We start from the raw sequence: 14,955 nt of genomic DNA, 5'->3' as shown, positions 1-14,955 counted from the left end.
GTTTAGTTTTCAAAGATCATTACTGCCGCTTAACGAAGCAGCTTTATTACTATAACATTTAGCTTCCTTTAAGTCAACAACTTTTTTCGAAGTATTTAATGAAGCTTTTAGTTGATGTCAGCTGTTTATCAGCGACGAATAATAATATATCACGGATATTATCAAAAGGTCAACACCTAATTTAAGCTATAAGTGAAGAGGCATTTTATCGGTTATATTCAATTGGCCATGCTCATAAGATGTAATACAAGAATGATGGACAAGATAAGGAGGCATCATCAGTGAATCACTTCTATGTGTGGCACATTAAACGCGTGAAACAATTTATTATTATACTTATCGCCGCATTTGCAGCAGCCAGCTTTTTTTATATCCAAAGAGCTGTCCCGCTTCCCGTGTTTTCAACTGACACCGGACCTAAAGCTATTTATAAAGGAGAAACGGATTCGAAAGACATCTCACTTACTTTTGATATCAGCTGGGGGGATGAGAGAGCAGAACCCATTCTTGATACCTTGAAAGCGAACGGAATTAAAAATGCGACATTTTTTCTTTCCGCTTCTTGGGCCGAACGTCACCCTGACACAGTGGCACGTATTGTAAAGGATGGGCATCAAATCGGGAGCATGGGATACGCCTATAAAAACTATGCCAATTTAGAGAGCAGCGAAATAAAAAAGGATATTAACCGTGCTCAAACTGCCTTTGAAAAGTTAGGGCTCAAAGACATACACCTATTAAGGCCCCCAACCGGACAGTTTAATAAGAATGTTCTAACGGTCGCAAAGCAATACAATTATACAGTCGTTCATTACAGCGTGAACTCTCAGGATTGGACAAATCCCGGAGTTGAAAAAATCATCGACAATGTGACCAAGCAAGTTTCCGGAGGGGACATCATTCTATTACACGCATCCGACTCGGCAAAACAAACAGAAGAAGCGTTGCCTGATATCATCCATCAACTGAAAGAAAAAGGATTAAATAATGTTACCGTGGGTGATCTCATCGCAAATTCAGATGCCAAGTCTGCAGAAGTAAAGTAATTATTTCGCTGCAAACTTCGGCAGCATCAGCAATTGGAAAGCATTACACGCCATTAACGGAAAAAGCATTAAATAAAGCCAGTCCTCATCATTTACTCTTAATGCAGGGAACCATTCTAGCGCAGTAATCACAACCATTAAAAACAACGATGACACAAACGTTTTCTTAGAGGACTGCTTTTGCTTAATATAAGCTGTAATCACTCCAAAGATCAATAAAAATACTGGTAACCACGCATAGCCAGCCATCGATTCTCCGCTATCTCCAAAAAATAAAAAACGCACGTACATGAGATCAAAAGCAACAAACAGGATGAAAAACAGCTGAAGCAGATTCCATAATGATGAGGATCTTAATATCTCAAGCGCAAACCGGTGAACGGTTAGAAACACGAAAAAACCCATTTGGCTGATCACACTGAATATCATGCCAACACCGATAAACCAAAATAATACAGAGAAAATCTGTCCCGCTTCAAAAGCAAGAAACAGCCCCTTATATTCTCCCCACTTTAAAGCAAAACCCACGATACTCGTGATAAGCGCTCCGACAGCTAAAATAGAAAAGAAAAAACGAACTAAACCACGGCTTTTCATTTCTTTATTCAACCCCTCAAAAATCGCTAACCGCGATATTTTGTTATGTATAATTCCAAACAGATGAATCATATTAAAAGTAAGACAAGTATGTGAAAGGAGCTTAAGCATGTCAAAAGCCAAAACGCTATTGATGAGCTGTTTTTTGTTATTATCTGTAACAGCTTGTGCTCCAAAAGACCAAGCAGCGGATATGGACTATGATCAGACCAAAAAAATGGTTGTTGATATATTAAAAACTGATGATGGAAAGAAAGCCATTAAGGAATTATTAAACGATGATGCGATGAATGAAGCGCTGGTGATTGACCAAGATGCGATTAAAGGAACAATAGAGAAAACACTCACCTCTAAAAAGGGTGAAGAATTTTGGAAAAACATCTTTGAAGACACTGATTTTGCCGAAGGCTTTGCGAAAACTCTTCAGACAGAACATGAAAAAGTGATTAAAAAACTGATGAAGGATCCGGATTACCAGAAGATGCTGATGGGCGTTATGCAGGATCCGGGCATGAATAAAAAGTACAGCGAACTGGCAAAAAGCCAAGAATTCCGCAGTTATTTAGAAGAGGTTATTAACGAAACACTTTCAAGCCCGCTTTACAAAAAACAGTTCGAAGATGAACTGAAAAAAGCAGCAAAAGACACTGCCAAGGAAAGTGAATAAGAAGGAAGCCGGGATGCAGAGAATCCCGGTTTACCTTTTTATACATGCACTGACATTTTTGCAACAATTTTTTTTGCGATGTCTTGATATATTTCTCCTATAGGATGGCTTTTGTCATAAACAGACGGAGCAAATTGGTCCTTATCCCAATCTGGCTGTTTCAGCGGGATTCGTCCGAGTAAAGGCACATTCAATTCCTCAGCCAGTTTATCTCCGCCGCCCTTCCCAAACACATATTCTCTTTCTCCTGTCTTTGCGCTCTCATAGTAAGCCATGTTCTCTATGACACCAACGACCTCGTGATCGGTTTTAATTGCCATAGAACCCGCTCTGGCTGCTACAAAAGCAGCTGTGGGATGCGGCGTTGATACGATGATTTCTTTACAGCTCGGAAGCATTGTATGTACATCTAGAGCAACGTCCCCTGTTCCAGGCGGTAGATCGAGAACGATATAGTCTACTTCTCCCCACTCTACTTCATGGAAAAAATTATTCAGCATTTTGCCAAGCATCGGGCCTCTCCATACAACCGGCGCATTCTCTTCTACGAAAAAGCCCATTGACATCACCTTTACCCCGAAGCGTTCAACAGGAAGAAGTTTCTCCCCTTCAATGGTTGGTCGTACAGTGATACCCATCATATCCGGCACACTGAAGCCATAAATATCTGCATCAATTAAACCGACCTTTTTCCCAAGACGAGCCAGAGAAATAGCAAGGTTTACTGACACAGTTGACTTGCCTACGCCGCCTTTACCGCTTGCTACAGCAAGAAAGACTGGCGGGTTATCCATATTTAACAATGTTTTGTGCTCAGCTGAAGGCGCCCGGAATTTAGCAACCGTTTCTTCAGGCAGCTCTTCAAATCGAAGGCCAACTGTCTCAGCACCTGCCCCTTTTAACACGTTTACGATCTCTTGCTGAATCTGCATTTGTTCTGCAGTTCCGGTTTTTGCAAGTGCTATTTTTACACTAACATGCCGTTTTTCAGGCTTTATTTTAATTTCCTTAACGGCATCCAATTCTCCCAGAGGTCTTTGAAGAAAAGGTTCGCGCATTTCACCGATTAGTTTTCTTACTTCATCTTCTCTTATCATCGAACCTCACCCTTTTGTGTATTCGTTTACAATTATTATTATATCATACATAAATGGCGGGTGTCTTATGCTTAGAACCATAAGAAAACCCTCCTTACTCCGGAGGGTCTCCTTTTTCTGTGAAATATCGCAAAATGCCCTTATATATGGAAGATGCCACCTTGTCCTGATATTTCGGCTTCCCGAGCATCCTCGCTTCGTTAGGATTGGATAAAAATCCGACTTCTACAAGCGCTCCCGGTTTGGTGACGTTTTGCATTAAATAGATACCATGAATCCGCTTTGCCTTCCGGGTCGTATTTTCTAGATTTCTTCTCAATTCATCCTGAATATATTTTGCGACTTTCTCATTTTCCGCATATTTTCCGTAGTAAAAGCTTTGCGCTCCGCTCCACTTTTGCGACGGAATCGCATTGAGATGAATGCTAAGATAGAGTTCAGCCTCTGAATGGTTGATTAATTTAACCCGCTGTCTTAAGTCTTCGGCTTTTCGTCTGCTATAGCCCTTCGTTCCTTCTGGAGCGAGATCGGTATCACTTTCCCTGGTCATAATGACAAGCGCTCCTTGTTCCTGAAGGTAATCCCTGACTCTAAAGGCCACTTCCAAGGTTACATCCTTCTCTAACAGCTTTCCGCCGACTGCCCCGCCGTCTGGCCCGCCATGACCTGGATCTAAATATATAATTTTCCCGCTCAAAGGCAGAGTCCATGGCTTCCAAGAATCATTATTGCTGAATTGATACTTGAATAGAAACAGTAATACGATGAAGCCTAGCAAAAAACTGAGCCATTTAAGCTTTTTCCTCATCCCTTCCCCTCCCGCTTGTCCGTTATTACATAACTATGGGACAGGGCCGGGAAATATGATTATCGCATGCGTAGCTTACATTGTTTTTCTCTTTGGACAAATCCTGCTGTCCACCAATCTTTAATAAACTTGTGTGCTGCTTCGTAAACCGTGTTTTTATCAAATGTTGCGTATTGCTCATGTATCCAATTATAGAGATAATCAAAAAACTCCAGACGAAGCTCTTCTTCTTCTCTTGCAGAGCGGGCACTGATGCTCTGCATGGATTCTCCGTAATAGCCGAATATCCCAAAACGTCCGCCTAACAAATAAGCCTCTATAGCAAAATCAATACAGCCTTCGCTAATAATATCTCTTTCATCGTGTAAAAACGGGAATAATGGTTCCAGACAGTCCTTAACAGACTGAATAATTTGCCTTAGCGAGAGTTCTTTAAGCAAGTTCTTTTCTAATTCAAAATCCTTTTGGCGTTTCACATCCATAAAAGACAGTACCTCTGCCATACAAATTCACTCTCCTTTTACCGATATTTTGAGGTTTGGATGGTGAAACCATGCCCGAATTCGGATGGAAATTCGCCCAAATGAAGGTGCAGAGACTGATAACACAGGGAAGGAACAAATGTTCTGCAGACAATAATTAAAAAAGCAGCCCCTTTAATAGGTCGCTGCTTTTTCATAATTTCACGCTTCTTGTTGCAGAATATGTATGAATATACTGGTCCAATACAAATCCGCCTTTATCTTCATAAAAACCTGTGACGACAAAACCGGCATCAATTTGGCCTTTGATTTGGTCTTCTAGAGAATGTCCGAATTCCAGAGCCTCCTGATTTTCAATCAATTTTTTCACTTTATGTTTTGGAAGATCCTCTGAGTCGGCATATGGAATGGAGTGTTTTACTTTTAAAATGCCTTGCTGTTCCAATTCTACATCAAACAGGAACACGACTGGATTGACAAACCCGGAAATGAGAACGCCGTTTGTTTTCAGCACACGGTACGCTTCCTTCCAGACCGGGAGGACATTCTCAACAAAAACATTGGCAACAGGATGTACAATGACATCAAAAGATTCATCATTAAACTGACTGAGATCATCCATGCTTCCTTTGACAGTATGTATTGTGAGACCGTCGCGCTCAGCAACCATTCTGTCCTGATCCAGCTGTCTTTCTGAGTTATCTAATACAGTGACATCAGCGCCTGCAGCCGCCAAAATCGGGCCTTGTTGACCGCCACCTGATGCTAAACAGAGCACCTTCAGCCCTTTGATAGGGGGAAACCAATCCTTCGGTACATTTTTCATTGGTGTCACCCTTATATCCCAATTACCTTTTTTCGCTTGTTCGATGACAGGCTGCTCAACAGCAACAGTCCATTCATTGCCTGTTTCTACTTTTTGATCCCAGGCTTTGCTATTATGATCTACTAATACATTCATGAATCGTTCTCCTTACTTTAATGTATAGAGTATAACAAATATTTCTAGATTGAAATCGCTTTCCCTCTGCGTATTTAGAAGAAATTCATAAAAACGCAAAAAAACCACAAAGGAAATATGTGATTTACGTCAACAGATCTCATAAATAATGTCATCCGGACAGTTGGAAAATCAGCTGTGAGATTTAACAGGTAGGTGATCAGTTTTTAATTGAACTGGATTGACGACATGCCTATTAAAACACTTTGACCAGCTTTCCAAGCTTCATTCAATTAAATGAGCTGGTAAAGAAATGAAAGATACAATGATTATTACAACAGGACTGTTTAGAAGCAAGCAATTTGCTTAGATGTATGCAGTGTACCAAGAAATTGTATATCGGCGTTATATTAAAACACAAAAAAGCTCCCAACACAAGGTCGAGAGCTTTTTGAAAACGCAAAATTAACGTTTTGAGAACTGAGGTGCACGACGAGCGCCTTTAAGACCGTATTTTTTACGTTCTTTCATACGAGCGTCACGAGTCAGAAGACCTGCACGTTTAAGAGTTGTACGGTATTCTGGATCTGCTTCAAGCAAAGCACGAGCGATACCGTGACGGATTGCTCCAGCTTGACCAGATAAGCCGCCTCCATGTACGTTTACTAAAACATCATAAGTGCCAGCTGTTTCAGTCAAAGTTAATGGTTGTTTGATATCTTCGATTAAAGCTGCAGATGGGATGTGTTCGCTGATTTCACGATTATTAACGACGATACGACCTTCTCCTGGAACTAAACGCACACGCGCTACAGAGCTTTTACGACGGCCAGTACCGTAATATTGAACCTGTGCCAAATTGGTAACCTCCTTTTTAATTAACCGCGAAGTTCGTAAACTTCAGGTTTTTGTGCTTCGTGTGGATGCTCAGAACCACGGTATACGTTCAATTTTTTGAACATTTGACGACCTAGAGAACCTTTTGGAAGCATGCCTTTGATAGCAAGCTCAAGCATTTTCTCAGGGTAGTTTGTACGCATTTCAAGAGCAGTTCTTGATTTTAATCCGCCTGGATGTTGAGTATGACGGTAGTAGATTTTGTCAGTTAACTTTTTACCAGTTAACTCGATTTTTTCAGCGTTGATGATGATCACATGATCTCCAGTATCAACGTGTGGTGTGTAAGTTGGTTTGTGTTTTCCGCGAAGGATAGCTGCAACTTCTGAAGAAAGACGACCTAAAGTCTTGCCAGCAGCATCAACAACTAACCACTTGCGTTCAATAGTACTTGCGTTAGCCATAGGTGTTGTACGCATTGAATTTCCCTCCTAAATGATCTGTCATTTTCAATAAACTTCGATTACGTTCTATTTCACAACACAATAAGTTCCGGGGCTTATCGTGGGGTTGAAATACATACCATATGATATCTTATAACTTTATGCAGACTCTGTCAAGAAAATATTATACACCTGGTTTAGTTGTCATAGTAAACGTTCCATAAATATAGCCCGTGCCCCGGTGCTGTGCGCCCTGCCGCTTCGCGGTCCTTCGCTTCCAGCATCCATTTCACGTCATCGGGAGAAATTTTTCCAATACCTGCATCCAGCAAAGTGCCCGCAATAATTCTGACCATATTATATAAGAAACCGCTGCCTGTGATCCGCATTTGCAGGCCGTCAGCCGTCTCAGTCCAATCAAGTTCGTAAATCGTCCTTACCTTGTCCTGCACCTCTGTTTTAGCCGCGCAAAAGCTCGTAAAATCATGTGTCCCTAAAAGATGCTTTGCCGCTTCTCTCATGTTCTGCACATTAAGGCGATATGAAAAATGGTAAGCGTAATGCCGTTTAAATACGTCCGGGTATTTCTCCGTGTATACAAAATAGCGATATTCTTTTTTGACTGCGCTAAATCGTGCATGGAACCCATCATCCGCAATTTCTGCCTTTTTAACTGCGATATCGTCCGGAAGCAGTGCATTTAAGGCATACGGCCATCTCTCAACAGGGATAGACAGCGGAGTGTCAAAATGAATCACCTGTCCGGCTGCGTGAACCCCGCTGTCTGTTCTTCCTGACGAAACGACCGGAACTCTGTCTTTCGACTTATGCAGGACAGCCAAAGCCTTCTCCAGTTCATCCTGAACCGTTCTTTTACCTGGCTGAACCTGATAACCATTAAACAAATGTCCGTCATAAGAAATCGTGCATTTCAGTCTCATACAGCACCTCTAAGCTCTTAAGAAAAATAGCAAAGCAGCTAATATCACCAAGCTGACAATGACAGAAGTGTCTTTTCCTGTCCAAACAAGCTTTCTGTATTTCGTACGTCCCTCTCCGCCTTGATAGCCTCTGGCTTCCATTGCCACTGCGAGCTCCTCAGCGCGTTTGAATGCACTGACGAAGAGAGGAACAAGAAGCGGGACAATAGCCTTCACTCTGTCTTTGACAGGTCCGCTTGTAAAATCAACGCCTCGGGCCATCTGAGCCTTCATAATCTTATCTGTCTCCTCCATCAAGGTCGGAATAAACCTTAAAGAAATTGACATCATAAGCGCCAGCTCGTGAACAGGAAGTTTTAATTTTTTCAGCGGATTCAGCAGCTGTTCCATTCCATCAGTAATTTCAATCGGAGTTGTTGTCAACGTTAATAACGTTGTAATTAAAATCAGATAGACGAATCTAAGAGAAATGAATATCCCTTGAACCAAACCGCCCTCATAGACTTTGAAAACACCTAAAGAAAAGATAACCGGCCCTTCATGTGTCATGAAAATATGAAGAAGGAACGTAAAGAGGACAATCCAGATGATAGGCTTTAACCCTTTCATTAAAAAAGAAAAGGAGACTCTTGTTAAAGAAACGACGCCAATTGTAAATAAACCAAGCAACGCATATGTCTGAACATTATTGGCTAAGAATACAATGCAGACAAATAAAAAGATCGTGATGAGTTTTGTTCTGGGGTCAAGCCGGTGCACAAGTGAGGAGCCCGGTACATACTTGCCGATAATCATGCTGTCCATCATAAGGTTTTCTCCCCCTGAAAAAGAGCATGGATTTCAGCTGCGGCATCTTCAATTGTAAGCATCGGCTCTTTGAATCTGACACCAAGCGCAGCTTCCAGCTGCTTTTGGAATTTTATCGTTTCCGGAAGATCCAGCCCCCAGCCGGCCATCTCTTCGCCTTTTAAAAACAAATCACGCGGACTGCCTGATGCTTGGATCGTGCCTTTATGCATGACAATCATTTCATCAGCGTATGCAGCCGCATCCTCCATGCTGTGTGTCACAAGGATCGTCGTCAGGTTCCCCCGTTGATGAAGCTCATAGAACATGTCCATAATCTCTTTTCGCCCTCTTGGATCCAATCCTGCAGTCGGTTCATCAAGAACAAGCACTTCAGGATCCATTGCAAGTACGCCGGCAATTGCAACTCTGCGCATTTGCCCCCCGCTTAATTCAAAAGGTGATCTGTCCAGAAGCTCTTCAGATAAACCTACAAGCTTCAGCATCTCTCTCGCCTTTCGTTCTGCATCTTCTTTTTTTACACCAAAGTTCATCGGTCCGAACGAGATATCTTTAAGAACTGTTTCTTCGAATAATTGATGCTCAGGAAATTGGAAAACGATTCCGACTTTTTTACGAAGGGCTTTTAGCTCTTTATTCTTTTTCCCTGCCTGAATGACAGTGCTGCCTAGTGATATCTGCCCCTTCGTCGGCTTCAGGAGACCATTCAGGTGCTGAAGAAGAGTGGACTTGCCGGAGCCTGTATGCCCAATAACGGCTACATAGCTGCCTTCTTTAATCGATGCATTGATATCATACAGTGCAAGGCGCTCAAAAGGCGTCTTCATCTGATAACGATGCTCTACATCTTTGATTGTAATGTCCATAGCTCTTTCACCAGCCCTTCCTGAGTCAGATGATTTTCTTCCAAAGCTAGTCCATTTTCTCTTAAAAGCTGGCTTAGCTGGAATGAGAAGGGTAAATCAAGCCCGATTTGAACAAGTTCCCTATTCAATTTAAAAATCTCTTCAGGCGGCCCTTCGGCGTATTTTTTACCGCCATTCATGACAATGATTCTGTCTGCTTTTGCAGCCTCATCCAGATCATGAGTGATGGAAATGACAGTCGCCATGCCATGCCGCTTTAAATGTCTTACCGTTTCAAGCACTTCTTCTCGCCCGATCGGGTCAAGCATAGATGTTGCTTCATCTAAGATAATAATATCAGGACGTGCGGCAATAACCCCCGCAATCGCAACTCTCTGCTTTTGGCCTCCGGAGAGATGGTGCGGCTCTTGATCGAGAAAATCTTGCATATTCACCTGTTTTACTGCCCAGTCTACTCTCTCAATCATTTCTTCCCGCGGTACACCATTGTTTTCTAAACCAAAAGCCACATCATCGCGAACAGTCGTTCCGACAAATTGGTTATCCGGATTTTGAAAGACCATACCTATCTTCTTACGCACTTCCCAAACCGATTCCTCTGTTAATTGAATCCCGGCAACCTTGATGTCGCCTGATTCAGGAAGGATTAAACCGTTCAATGCCCGTGCCAGTGTTGATTTCCCAGAACCGTTATGACCTACAATTGCAAGCCATTCACCCTCATACACCTGCAGGGAGACGCCGTCTAGTGCTCGTCTTTCTGCGTCTTTCCGATATCGAAATACGATATCCTCTACCGATATCAACTGATTTTGATTCATGGAAAACCGGCCTCCTCTCAGCTCATGCTCTGCTTTTCTCTCTATCTAAAAAGTTGCAGTATCTAAAAAAAGGGCATAGATCCAGTTAGAAACTGTCCCGCCCTTCTTTAGATACACAAAAATATGTGATTAAACCAATTCGATAATTGCCATTGGTGCTCCGTCACCACGGCGAGGACCAAGCTTCATAATACGTGTGTATCCACCTTGGCGCTCCTCGTAACGAGTTGCAATGTCAGAGAATAATTTTTGAAGTGCATCTTGGTTATTTTCTTCGTTTGCAACCTCGTTGCGGATGTATGCAGCAGCTTGACGGCGAGCGTGAAGATCACCGCGTTTGCCAAGCGTGATCATTTTTTCAACTACAGAGCGAAGTTCTTTCGCACGTGTTTCAGTTGTTTCGATTCTTTCGTTGATGATCAAATCAGTTGTAAGATCACGAAGCATAGCTTTACGCTGTGCACTCGTACGTCCTAGTTTTCTGTATGACATGTGATGTCCCCTCCTTTATTGGAATGCTGTTTCTGAATAATAAACACACGAAAATCCTAGTTCACAAGGGAAACTAGTCAATCGTCTTTGCGAAGTCCGAGTCCAAGTTCTTCTAGTTTTGCTTTCACTTCTTCAAGTGATTTGCGTCCTAGGTTACGAACTTTCATCATATCTTCTTCCGTCTTATTCGCAAGCTCTTGAACCGTGTTAATGCCCGCACGCTTTAAGCAGTTGTAAGAACGAACAGAAAGATCTAATTCTTCAATTGTCATTTCAAGAACTTTCTCTTTTTGATCTTCTTCTTTTTCAACCATGATTTCAGCATGCTGAGCTTCGTCAGTTAAACCAACGAATATATTAAGGTGTTCAGTTAAAATCTTTGAACCAAGCGCAATGGCTTCTTTCGGTCCAGTGCTTCCATCAGTCCAAACATCAAGTGTAAGTTTATCATAGTTTGCAACTTGGCCTACACGAGTGTTCTCTACCTGATAAGATACACGAGAAACTGGCGTATAGATAGAATCGATCGGAATCACGCCGATTGGCTGATCGTCTCTCTTGTTTGCGTCAGCAGGCGTATACCCACGTCCTCTTTGAGCAGTAAGGCGAACTCGGAAACTCGCATTCTCACCAAGAGTCGCGATATGAAGATCAGGATTTAAGATCTCTACATCACTATCGTGTGTAATATCAGCTGCCGTTACAGTTCCTTCACCCTGTACATCAATTTCTAGCGTCTTCTCTTCATCAGAGTAGATTTTCAATGCAAGCTTTTTAATGTGTAAGATAATCGTTGTAACATCTTCCACAACGCCTTCAATTGTCGAGAATTCGTGCAGTACACCATCTATCTGGATTGATGTTACAGCGGCACCAGGGAGTGAGGATAAGAGGATACGACGTAAGGAGTTACCCAGAGTTGTACCATATCCACGCTCAAGTGGCTCTACGACAAACTTACCAAATTTGGCATCGTCGCTGATTTCAACCGTTTCGATTTTTGGTTTTTCAATCTCGATCATTACTTAAAACCCTCCTTCAAAACGTCGAAACCTCGAATAGAATCATATGAGATTCCATCCGAAATTCCCCATTGTTTAGTCCCGTATGTGCTCAGGCAACGAGTCGGTGCATTCGTTTCATAAATAACTGTATCATAACCCATTATTGACAGGGACACAAAATCTATACAAACAAATTACACGCGGCGACGTTTTGGTGGACGGCATCCGTTATGAGGAACAGGAGTTACGTCTCTGATAGCAGTGACTTCTAGTCCAGCAGCTTGAAGTGCACGGATTGCAGCTTCACGGCCTGAACCAGGTCCTTTAACAGTAACCTCTAGAGTTTTAAGACCATGTTCGATTGAACCTTTAGCAGCTGTTTCTGCAGCCATTTGCGCAGCAAAAGGAGTAGATTTACGAGAACCTCTGAATCCTAAAGCTCCGGCACTAGACCAAGAAATAGCATTACCATGAGTATCAGTGATCGTAACGATCGTGTTATTGAAAGTTGAACGAATATGAGCAATTCCAGACTCAATATTCTTTTTCACGCGACGTTTACGCGTGTTAGATTTACGAGCAGCAGCCATTGTTTAAGAACCTCCCTTACTTATTTTTTCTTGTTAGCTACAGTACGACGCGGACCTTTACGAGTACGCGCGTTGTTTTTAGAGTTTTGTCCGCGAACAGGTAATCCTCTGCGATGACGGATTCCGCGGTAGCTTCCGATTTCAATCAGACGTTTGATATTAAGAGAAACTTCACGGCGAAGGTCACCTTCTACTTTCAGTTTGTCAATAATATCACGGATTTTACCAAGTTCTTCTTCAGTAAGATCGCGCACACGAGTATCTTCTGAAACTCCAGCTTCTTTTAAAACTTGCTGAGCCGTTGTGCGGCCAATTCCGAAGATGTATGTTAAAGAAATAACAACACGTTTGTCACGTGGGATATCTACACCAGCAATACGAGCCATTCTCTGGGCACCTCCTTATAAATTATCCTTGTTTTTGTTTATGCTTTGGATTTTCACAGATCACCATTACTTTTCCTTTTCTGCGAATAACTTTACATTTTTCGCAGATTGGTTTAACTGATGGTCTCACTTTCATGTGTTTCCAACCTCCTTCAGTTTCCGGAGTGCTTTATTTGTAACGGTACGTAATCCTGCCACGAGTTAAGTCATATGGAGATAATTCTACCGTAACTTTGTCTCCAGGTAAAATGCGAATGAAGTGCATGCGGATTTTACCAGATACGTGAGCCAAAACAGTGTGGCCATTTTCAAGTTCAACTTTGAACATCGCGTTTGGCAGTGTTTCGACTATAGTACCTTCCACTTCAATTACATCGTCTTTCGCCATTCAAGTGTTCTCCCTTCTTCAAATCAGTAACTTGCTTTCTGACAAATTTCAAAAGAAGTTTGTCACACGCCCTGTTTCGTTTATACTGTTCTGAACTTCCGGAGATACGCAATCATAAAGGGTTAAATGATTGATATTCTTATTCTTAGGAGAATGTAATGTACGCATTTCTCCGTCTGCTGTTAGTACATTGATGATGGTCAACAATTCCTATGACAACGGCAAGATGAATTCGGTCCTGCCAATGTTCATCCAAACTTTCTGCCCTATCAAGCCGGAAAAACACCTGCCTTCGGAACGTTTACATCACCTAGACTCTCGTCAGTATATCAAAACCCGTTTCCGTAATCGCAATTGTATGTTCAAAATGAGCACACTTTTTCCCATCTACCGTTACAACCGTCCAGTTATCAGCCAATGTTTTCACGTAGCGGCTGCCAGCGTTCACCATAGGTTCAATAGCGAGAACCATGCCAGGTTTGAGCCGTGGTCCTTTGTTGGGCGGACCGTAATGAGGAATTTGCGGGTCCTCATGCAAGTCTTGACCAACACCATGTCCGACATACTCCCTAACAACTGAAAACTGCTCATTTTCGACATACGTTTGTATTGCGTGGGAAATATTCGACAAACGTTCACCTGGTTTTGCTTCCTGCAAGCCTTTATATAAAGACTCCTCTGTCACTTCCAGAAGTTTTTTGTCATCATCGCTGATGTTTCCTACCGGATATGTCCATGCAGAGTCACCATGATAACCATTTAATTTAGCACCGATATCAATACTGATGATGTCACCGTCCTTCAGCACCCTGCTGCCAGGAATGCCATGAACGAGTTCTTCATTAACTGATACGCAAATGCTCCCGCGAAACCCATTATACCCCTTAAAAGATGGGATTGCACCCTGCTTCTTAATAAAACGTTCGGCAATTTGATCCAATTCTTTTGTCGAGATTCCTGGTTTAATGTGCTTTTTTAGCTCTTCATGAGTTAAAGCCACGATTCGCCCTGCTTCCCGCATGATACCAAGTTCACGTGGGGTTTTACAGATAATCATTTTTTTAATCCTCCAAGAAGATCCTTCACATCTGCATAAACGTCTTGAATGTCCTGTTGGCCATTCACGTTTACAAGATAACCTTTCTCAGAATAGAAATCGAGTAAAGGCTGAGTTTGCTTCATGTTAACCTCAAGCCGTTTAGAGACTGTTTCCTCATTATCATCTGCCCGTTGATAGAGTTCGCCTCCGTCTTTATCACAAACACCCGGCGTTTTTGGCGGATTAAAGACTAAATGATAGGTTGTGCCGCAAACACTGCAAATTCTGCGTCCAGTCAGACGTTCCATCAGAACATCTTTGTCGACTTCAATGTTAATGACATAATCAATCGGCTTGCCGTATTCCTCAAGAATTTCTTCAAGAGCTTCGGCTTGAGCGACTGTTCGCGGAAATCCGTCCAGAAGAAAACCTCTTTCACAATCGTCTTTGCCAAGTCTATCTTTTACAATTCCGATTGTGACTTCGTCAGGTACGAGCTCTCCCTTATCAATATAAGATTTTGCTTCGAGTCCGAGTGGTGTCTCTTCTTTCATAGCAGCACGGAACATATCTCCTGTTGAGATATGAGGAATCCCATAATCCTCAACAATTCGTTCGCCCTGTGTACCTTTACCGGCACCAGGAAGCCCCATTAAGACTAAGTTCATTCGGATTTCCCCCGTCCTCTCTTTATTAAGAGGGAA

Annotated in this window: 21 protein-coding genes and 1 pseudogene; 2 read left to right on the top strand and 20 right to left on the bottom strand. The window is 42.3% G+C overall.

The window, feature by feature from the left end:
- Positions 1 to 281: 281 nt before the first annotated feature.
- A complete protein-coding gene (gene pdaB / locus MOC09_RS15360; RefSeq protein WP_268362124.1) occupies positions 282 to 1,046 on the top strand; it encodes a polysaccharide deacetylase family sporulation protein PdaB in 765 nt (254 codons plus the stop codon).
- Here pdaB and kbaA read toward each other — a convergent pair whose 3' ends face one another.
- On the bottom strand, positions 1,047 to 1,643 hold the full coding sequence (gene kbaA / locus MOC09_RS15355) for a KinB-signaling pathway activation protein (protein WP_268362121.1): 597 nt from the start codon (positions 1,641 to 1,643) through the stop codon (positions 1,047 to 1,049).
- A gap of 109 nt (positions 1,644 to 1,752) precedes the next feature.
- On the opposite strand from kbaA, the gene gerD reads away from it, so the two are divergent.
- Positions 1,753 to 2,310: a spore germination lipoprotein GerD gene (gene gerD / locus MOC09_RS15350; protein ID WP_003241955.1), complete on the top strand. Its 558-nt coding sequence runs from the start codon at positions 1,753 to 1,755 to the stop codon at positions 2,308 to 2,310.
- 38 nt (positions 2,311 to 2,348) lie between these two features.
- Here the strand turns inward: gerD and salA are convergent, their stop codons facing one another.
- The 19 genes and pseudogenes from salA to MOC09_RS15260 form a co-directional block, all read right to left on the bottom strand.
- The gene (gene salA, locus MOC09_RS15345; RefSeq protein ID WP_268371029.1) at positions 2,349 to 3,407 is read right to left on the bottom strand and encodes an iron-sulfur carrier protein/transcriptional regulator SalA; all 1,059 of its coding nucleotides are present in this window, start codon (positions 3,405 to 3,407) and stop codon (positions 2,349 to 2,351) included.
- A gap of 94 nt (positions 3,408 to 3,501) precedes the next feature.
- Positions 3,502 to 4,215 (bottom strand): N-acetylmuramoyl-L-alanine amidase CwlD, encoded by a 714-nt coding sequence (cwlD, locus tag MOC09_RS15340; protein WP_268371028.1) that lies wholly within the window; start codon positions 4,213 to 4,215, stop codon positions 3,502 to 3,504.
- Between the two features lie 59 nt (positions 4,216 to 4,274).
- Positions 4,275 to 4,718, bottom strand: a complete 444-nt coding sequence (locus MOC09_RS15335) for a YbaK family protein (protein ID WP_268362116.1) — start codon at positions 4,716 to 4,718, stop codon at positions 4,275 to 4,277.
- A gap of 172 nt (positions 4,719 to 4,890) precedes the next feature.
- On the bottom strand, positions 4,891 to 5,658 hold the full coding sequence (locus MOC09_RS15330) for a class I SAM-dependent methyltransferase (protein ID WP_268362114.1): 768 nt from the start codon (positions 5,656 to 5,658) through the stop codon (positions 4,891 to 4,893).
- 444 nt (positions 5,659 to 6,102) lie between these two features.
- On the bottom strand, positions 6,103 to 6,495 hold the full coding sequence (rpsI, locus tag MOC09_RS15325) for a 30S ribosomal protein S9 (protein WP_004399691.1): 393 nt from the start codon (positions 6,493 to 6,495) through the stop codon (positions 6,103 to 6,105).
- Between the two features lie 20 nt (positions 6,496 to 6,515).
- A complete protein-coding gene (gene rplM, locus MOC09_RS15320; RefSeq protein ID WP_003241966.1) occupies positions 6,516 to 6,953 on the bottom strand; it encodes a 50S ribosomal protein L13 in 438 nt (145 codons plus the stop codon).
- 161 nt (positions 6,954 to 7,114) lie between these two features.
- Positions 7,115 to 7,858 carry a tRNA pseudouridine(38-40) synthase TruA gene (truA, locus tag MOC09_RS15315; protein WP_268362111.1) on the bottom strand — a complete coding sequence of 248 codons (744 nt, stop codon included), beginning with the start codon at positions 7,856 to 7,858 and terminating at the stop codon, positions 7,115 to 7,117.
- A 9-nt stretch (positions 7,859 to 7,867) separates the two neighbouring features.
- Positions 7,868 to 8,665: an energy-coupling factor transporter transmembrane component T family protein gene (locus MOC09_RS15310; RefSeq protein WP_268371026.1), complete on the bottom strand. Its 798-nt coding sequence runs from the start codon at positions 8,663 to 8,665 to the stop codon at positions 7,868 to 7,870.
- A complete protein-coding gene (locus MOC09_RS15305; protein WP_268371025.1) occupies positions 8,662 to 9,531 on the bottom strand; it encodes an energy-coupling factor ABC transporter ATP-binding protein in 870 nt (289 codons plus the stop codon). Before MOC09_RS15305 ends, MOC09_RS15310 begins: the two co-directional genes overlap by 4 nt.
- Entirely contained in the window at positions 9,507 to 10,352 is an 846-nt protein-coding gene (locus MOC09_RS15300) for an energy-coupling factor ABC transporter ATP-binding protein (RefSeq protein ID WP_268371024.1), read from the bottom strand. Before MOC09_RS15300 ends, MOC09_RS15305 begins: the two co-directional genes overlap by 25 nt.
- Before the next feature lie 129 nt (positions 10,353 to 10,481).
- Entirely contained in the window at positions 10,482 to 10,844 is a 363-nt protein-coding gene (gene rplQ, locus MOC09_RS15295) for a 50S ribosomal protein L17 (RefSeq protein ID WP_003225836.1), read from the bottom strand.
- A 77-nt stretch (positions 10,845 to 10,921) separates the two neighbouring features.
- Positions 10,922 to 11,866, bottom strand: coding sequence for a DNA-directed RNA polymerase subunit alpha (locus tag MOC09_RS15290; RefSeq protein ID WP_003225835.1), 945 nt, complete (start codon positions 11,864 to 11,866; stop codon positions 10,922 to 10,924).
- 176 nt (positions 11,867 to 12,042) lie between these two features.
- Positions 12,043 to 12,438, bottom strand: coding sequence for a 30S ribosomal protein S11 (rpsK, locus tag MOC09_RS15285; protein ID WP_009966385.1), 396 nt, complete (start codon positions 12,436 to 12,438; stop codon positions 12,043 to 12,045).
- A 20-nt stretch (positions 12,439 to 12,458) separates the two neighbouring features.
- Positions 12,459 to 12,824 carry a 30S ribosomal protein S13 gene (rpsM, locus tag MOC09_RS15280; RefSeq protein WP_003235095.1) on the bottom strand — a complete coding sequence of 122 codons (366 nt, stop codon included), beginning with the start codon at positions 12,822 to 12,824 and terminating at the stop codon, positions 12,459 to 12,461.
- A 22-nt stretch (positions 12,825 to 12,846) separates the two neighbouring features.
- Positions 12,847 to 12,960, bottom strand: a complete 114-nt coding sequence (rpmJ, locus tag MOC09_RS15275; protein ID WP_003156543.1) for a 50S ribosomal protein L36 — start codon at positions 12,958 to 12,960, stop codon at positions 12,847 to 12,849.
- Between the two features lie 33 nt (positions 12,961 to 12,993).
- Positions 12,994 to 13,212, bottom strand: coding sequence for a translation initiation factor IF-1 (infA, locus tag MOC09_RS15270; RefSeq protein WP_003156508.1), 219 nt, complete (start codon positions 13,210 to 13,212; stop codon positions 12,994 to 12,996).
- Positions 13,190 to 13,435: pseudogene (locus MOC09_RS20180) on the bottom strand (RNA-binding protein); the annotation flags it as partial. The gene infA and the pseudogene MOC09_RS20180, both read right to left, overlap by 23 nt.
- An 87-nt stretch (positions 13,436 to 13,522) precedes the next feature.
- Positions 13,523 to 14,269 carry a type I methionyl aminopeptidase gene (map, locus tag MOC09_RS15265; RefSeq protein WP_003225828.1) on the bottom strand — a complete coding sequence of 249 codons (747 nt, stop codon included), beginning with the start codon at positions 14,267 to 14,269 and terminating at the stop codon, positions 13,523 to 13,525.
- Positions 14,266 to 14,919, bottom strand: a complete 654-nt coding sequence (locus MOC09_RS15260; RefSeq protein WP_268371021.1) for an adenylate kinase — start codon at positions 14,917 to 14,919, stop codon at positions 14,266 to 14,268. The genes map and MOC09_RS15260 overlap by 4 nt, the downstream gene beginning before the upstream one ends.
- Positions 14,920 to 14,955: the final 36 nt, after the last annotated feature.

The organism is Bacillus sp. N12A5 (assembly GCF_026790125.1).
Lineage (GTDB): Bacteria > Bacillota > Bacilli > Bacillales > Bacillaceae > Bacillus.
This window is presented reverse-complemented; position numbering and strand designations above follow the sequence as displayed.

What these genes read in the sequence shown, in the direction of transcription:
- kbaA (WP_268362121.1), bottom strand. Translation starts at nt 1,643, where the DNA reads ATGAAAAGCCGTGGTTTAGTTCGTTTTTTCTTTTCTATTTTAGCTGTC.
- gerD (WP_003241955.1), top strand. Translation starts at nt 1,753, where the DNA reads ATGTCAAAAGCCAAAACGCTATTGATGAGCTGTTTTTTGTTATTATCT.
- salA (WP_268371029.1), bottom strand. Translation starts at nt 3,407, where the DNA reads ATGATAAGAGAAGATGAAGTAAGAAAACTAATCGGTGAAATGCGCGAA.
- cwlD (WP_268371028.1), bottom strand. Translation starts at nt 4,215, where the DNA reads ATGAGGAAAAAGCTTAAATGGCTCAGTTTTTTGCTAGGCTTCATCGTA.
- MOC09_RS15335 (WP_268362116.1), bottom strand. Translation starts at nt 4,718, where the DNA reads ATGGCAGAGGTACTGTCTTTTATGGATGTGAAACGCCAAAAGGATTTT.
- MOC09_RS15330 (WP_268362114.1), bottom strand. Translation starts at nt 5,658, where the DNA reads ATGAATGTATTAGTAGATCATAATAGCAAAGCCTGGGATCAAAAAGTA.
- rplM (WP_003241966.1), bottom strand. Translation starts at nt 6,953, where the DNA reads ATGCGTACAACACCTATGGCTAACGCAAGTACTATTGAACGCAAGTGG.
- truA (WP_268362111.1), bottom strand. Translation starts at nt 7,858, where the DNA reads ATGAGACTGAAATGCACGATTTCTTATGACGGACATTTGTTTAATGGT.
- MOC09_RS15310 (WP_268371026.1), bottom strand. Translation starts at nt 8,665, where the DNA reads ATGATGGACAGCATGATTATCGGCAAGTATGTACCGGGCTCCTCACTT.
- MOC09_RS15305 (WP_268371025.1), bottom strand. Translation starts at nt 9,531, where the DNA reads ATGGACATTACAATCAAAGATGTAGAGCATCGTTATCAGATGAAGACG.
- MOC09_RS15300 (WP_268371024.1), bottom strand. Translation starts at nt 10,352, where the DNA reads ATGAATCAAAATCAGTTGATATCGGTAGAGGATATCGTATTTCGATAT.
- rplQ (WP_003225836.1), bottom strand. Translation starts at nt 10,844, where the DNA reads ATGTCATACAGAAAACTAGGACGTACGAGTGCACAGCGTAAAGCTATG.
- MOC09_RS15290 (WP_003225835.1), bottom strand. Translation starts at nt 11,866, where the DNA reads ATGATCGAGATTGAAAAACCAAAAATCGAAACGGTTGAAATCAGCGAC.
- rpsK (WP_009966385.1), bottom strand. Translation starts at nt 12,438, where the DNA reads ATGGCTGCTGCTCGTAAATCTAACACGCGTAAACGTCGCGTGAAAAAG.
- rpsM (WP_003235095.1), bottom strand. Translation starts at nt 12,824, where the DNA reads ATGGCTCGTATTGCTGGTGTAGATATCCCACGTGACAAACGTGTTGTT.
- rpmJ (WP_003156543.1), bottom strand. Translation starts at nt 12,960, where the DNA reads ATGAAAGTGAGACCATCAGTTAAACCAATCTGCGAAAAATGTAAAGTT.
- infA (WP_003156508.1), bottom strand. Translation starts at nt 13,212, where the DNA reads ATGGCGAAAGACGATGTAATTGAAGTGGAAGGTACTATAGTCGAAACA.
- map (WP_003225828.1), bottom strand. Translation starts at nt 14,269, where the DNA reads ATGATTATCTGTAAAACCCCACGTGAACTTGGTATCATGCGGGAAGCA.
- MOC09_RS15260 (WP_268371021.1), bottom strand. Translation starts at nt 14,919, where the DNA reads ATGAACTTAGTCTTAATGGGGCTTCCTGGTGCCGGTAAAGGTACACAG.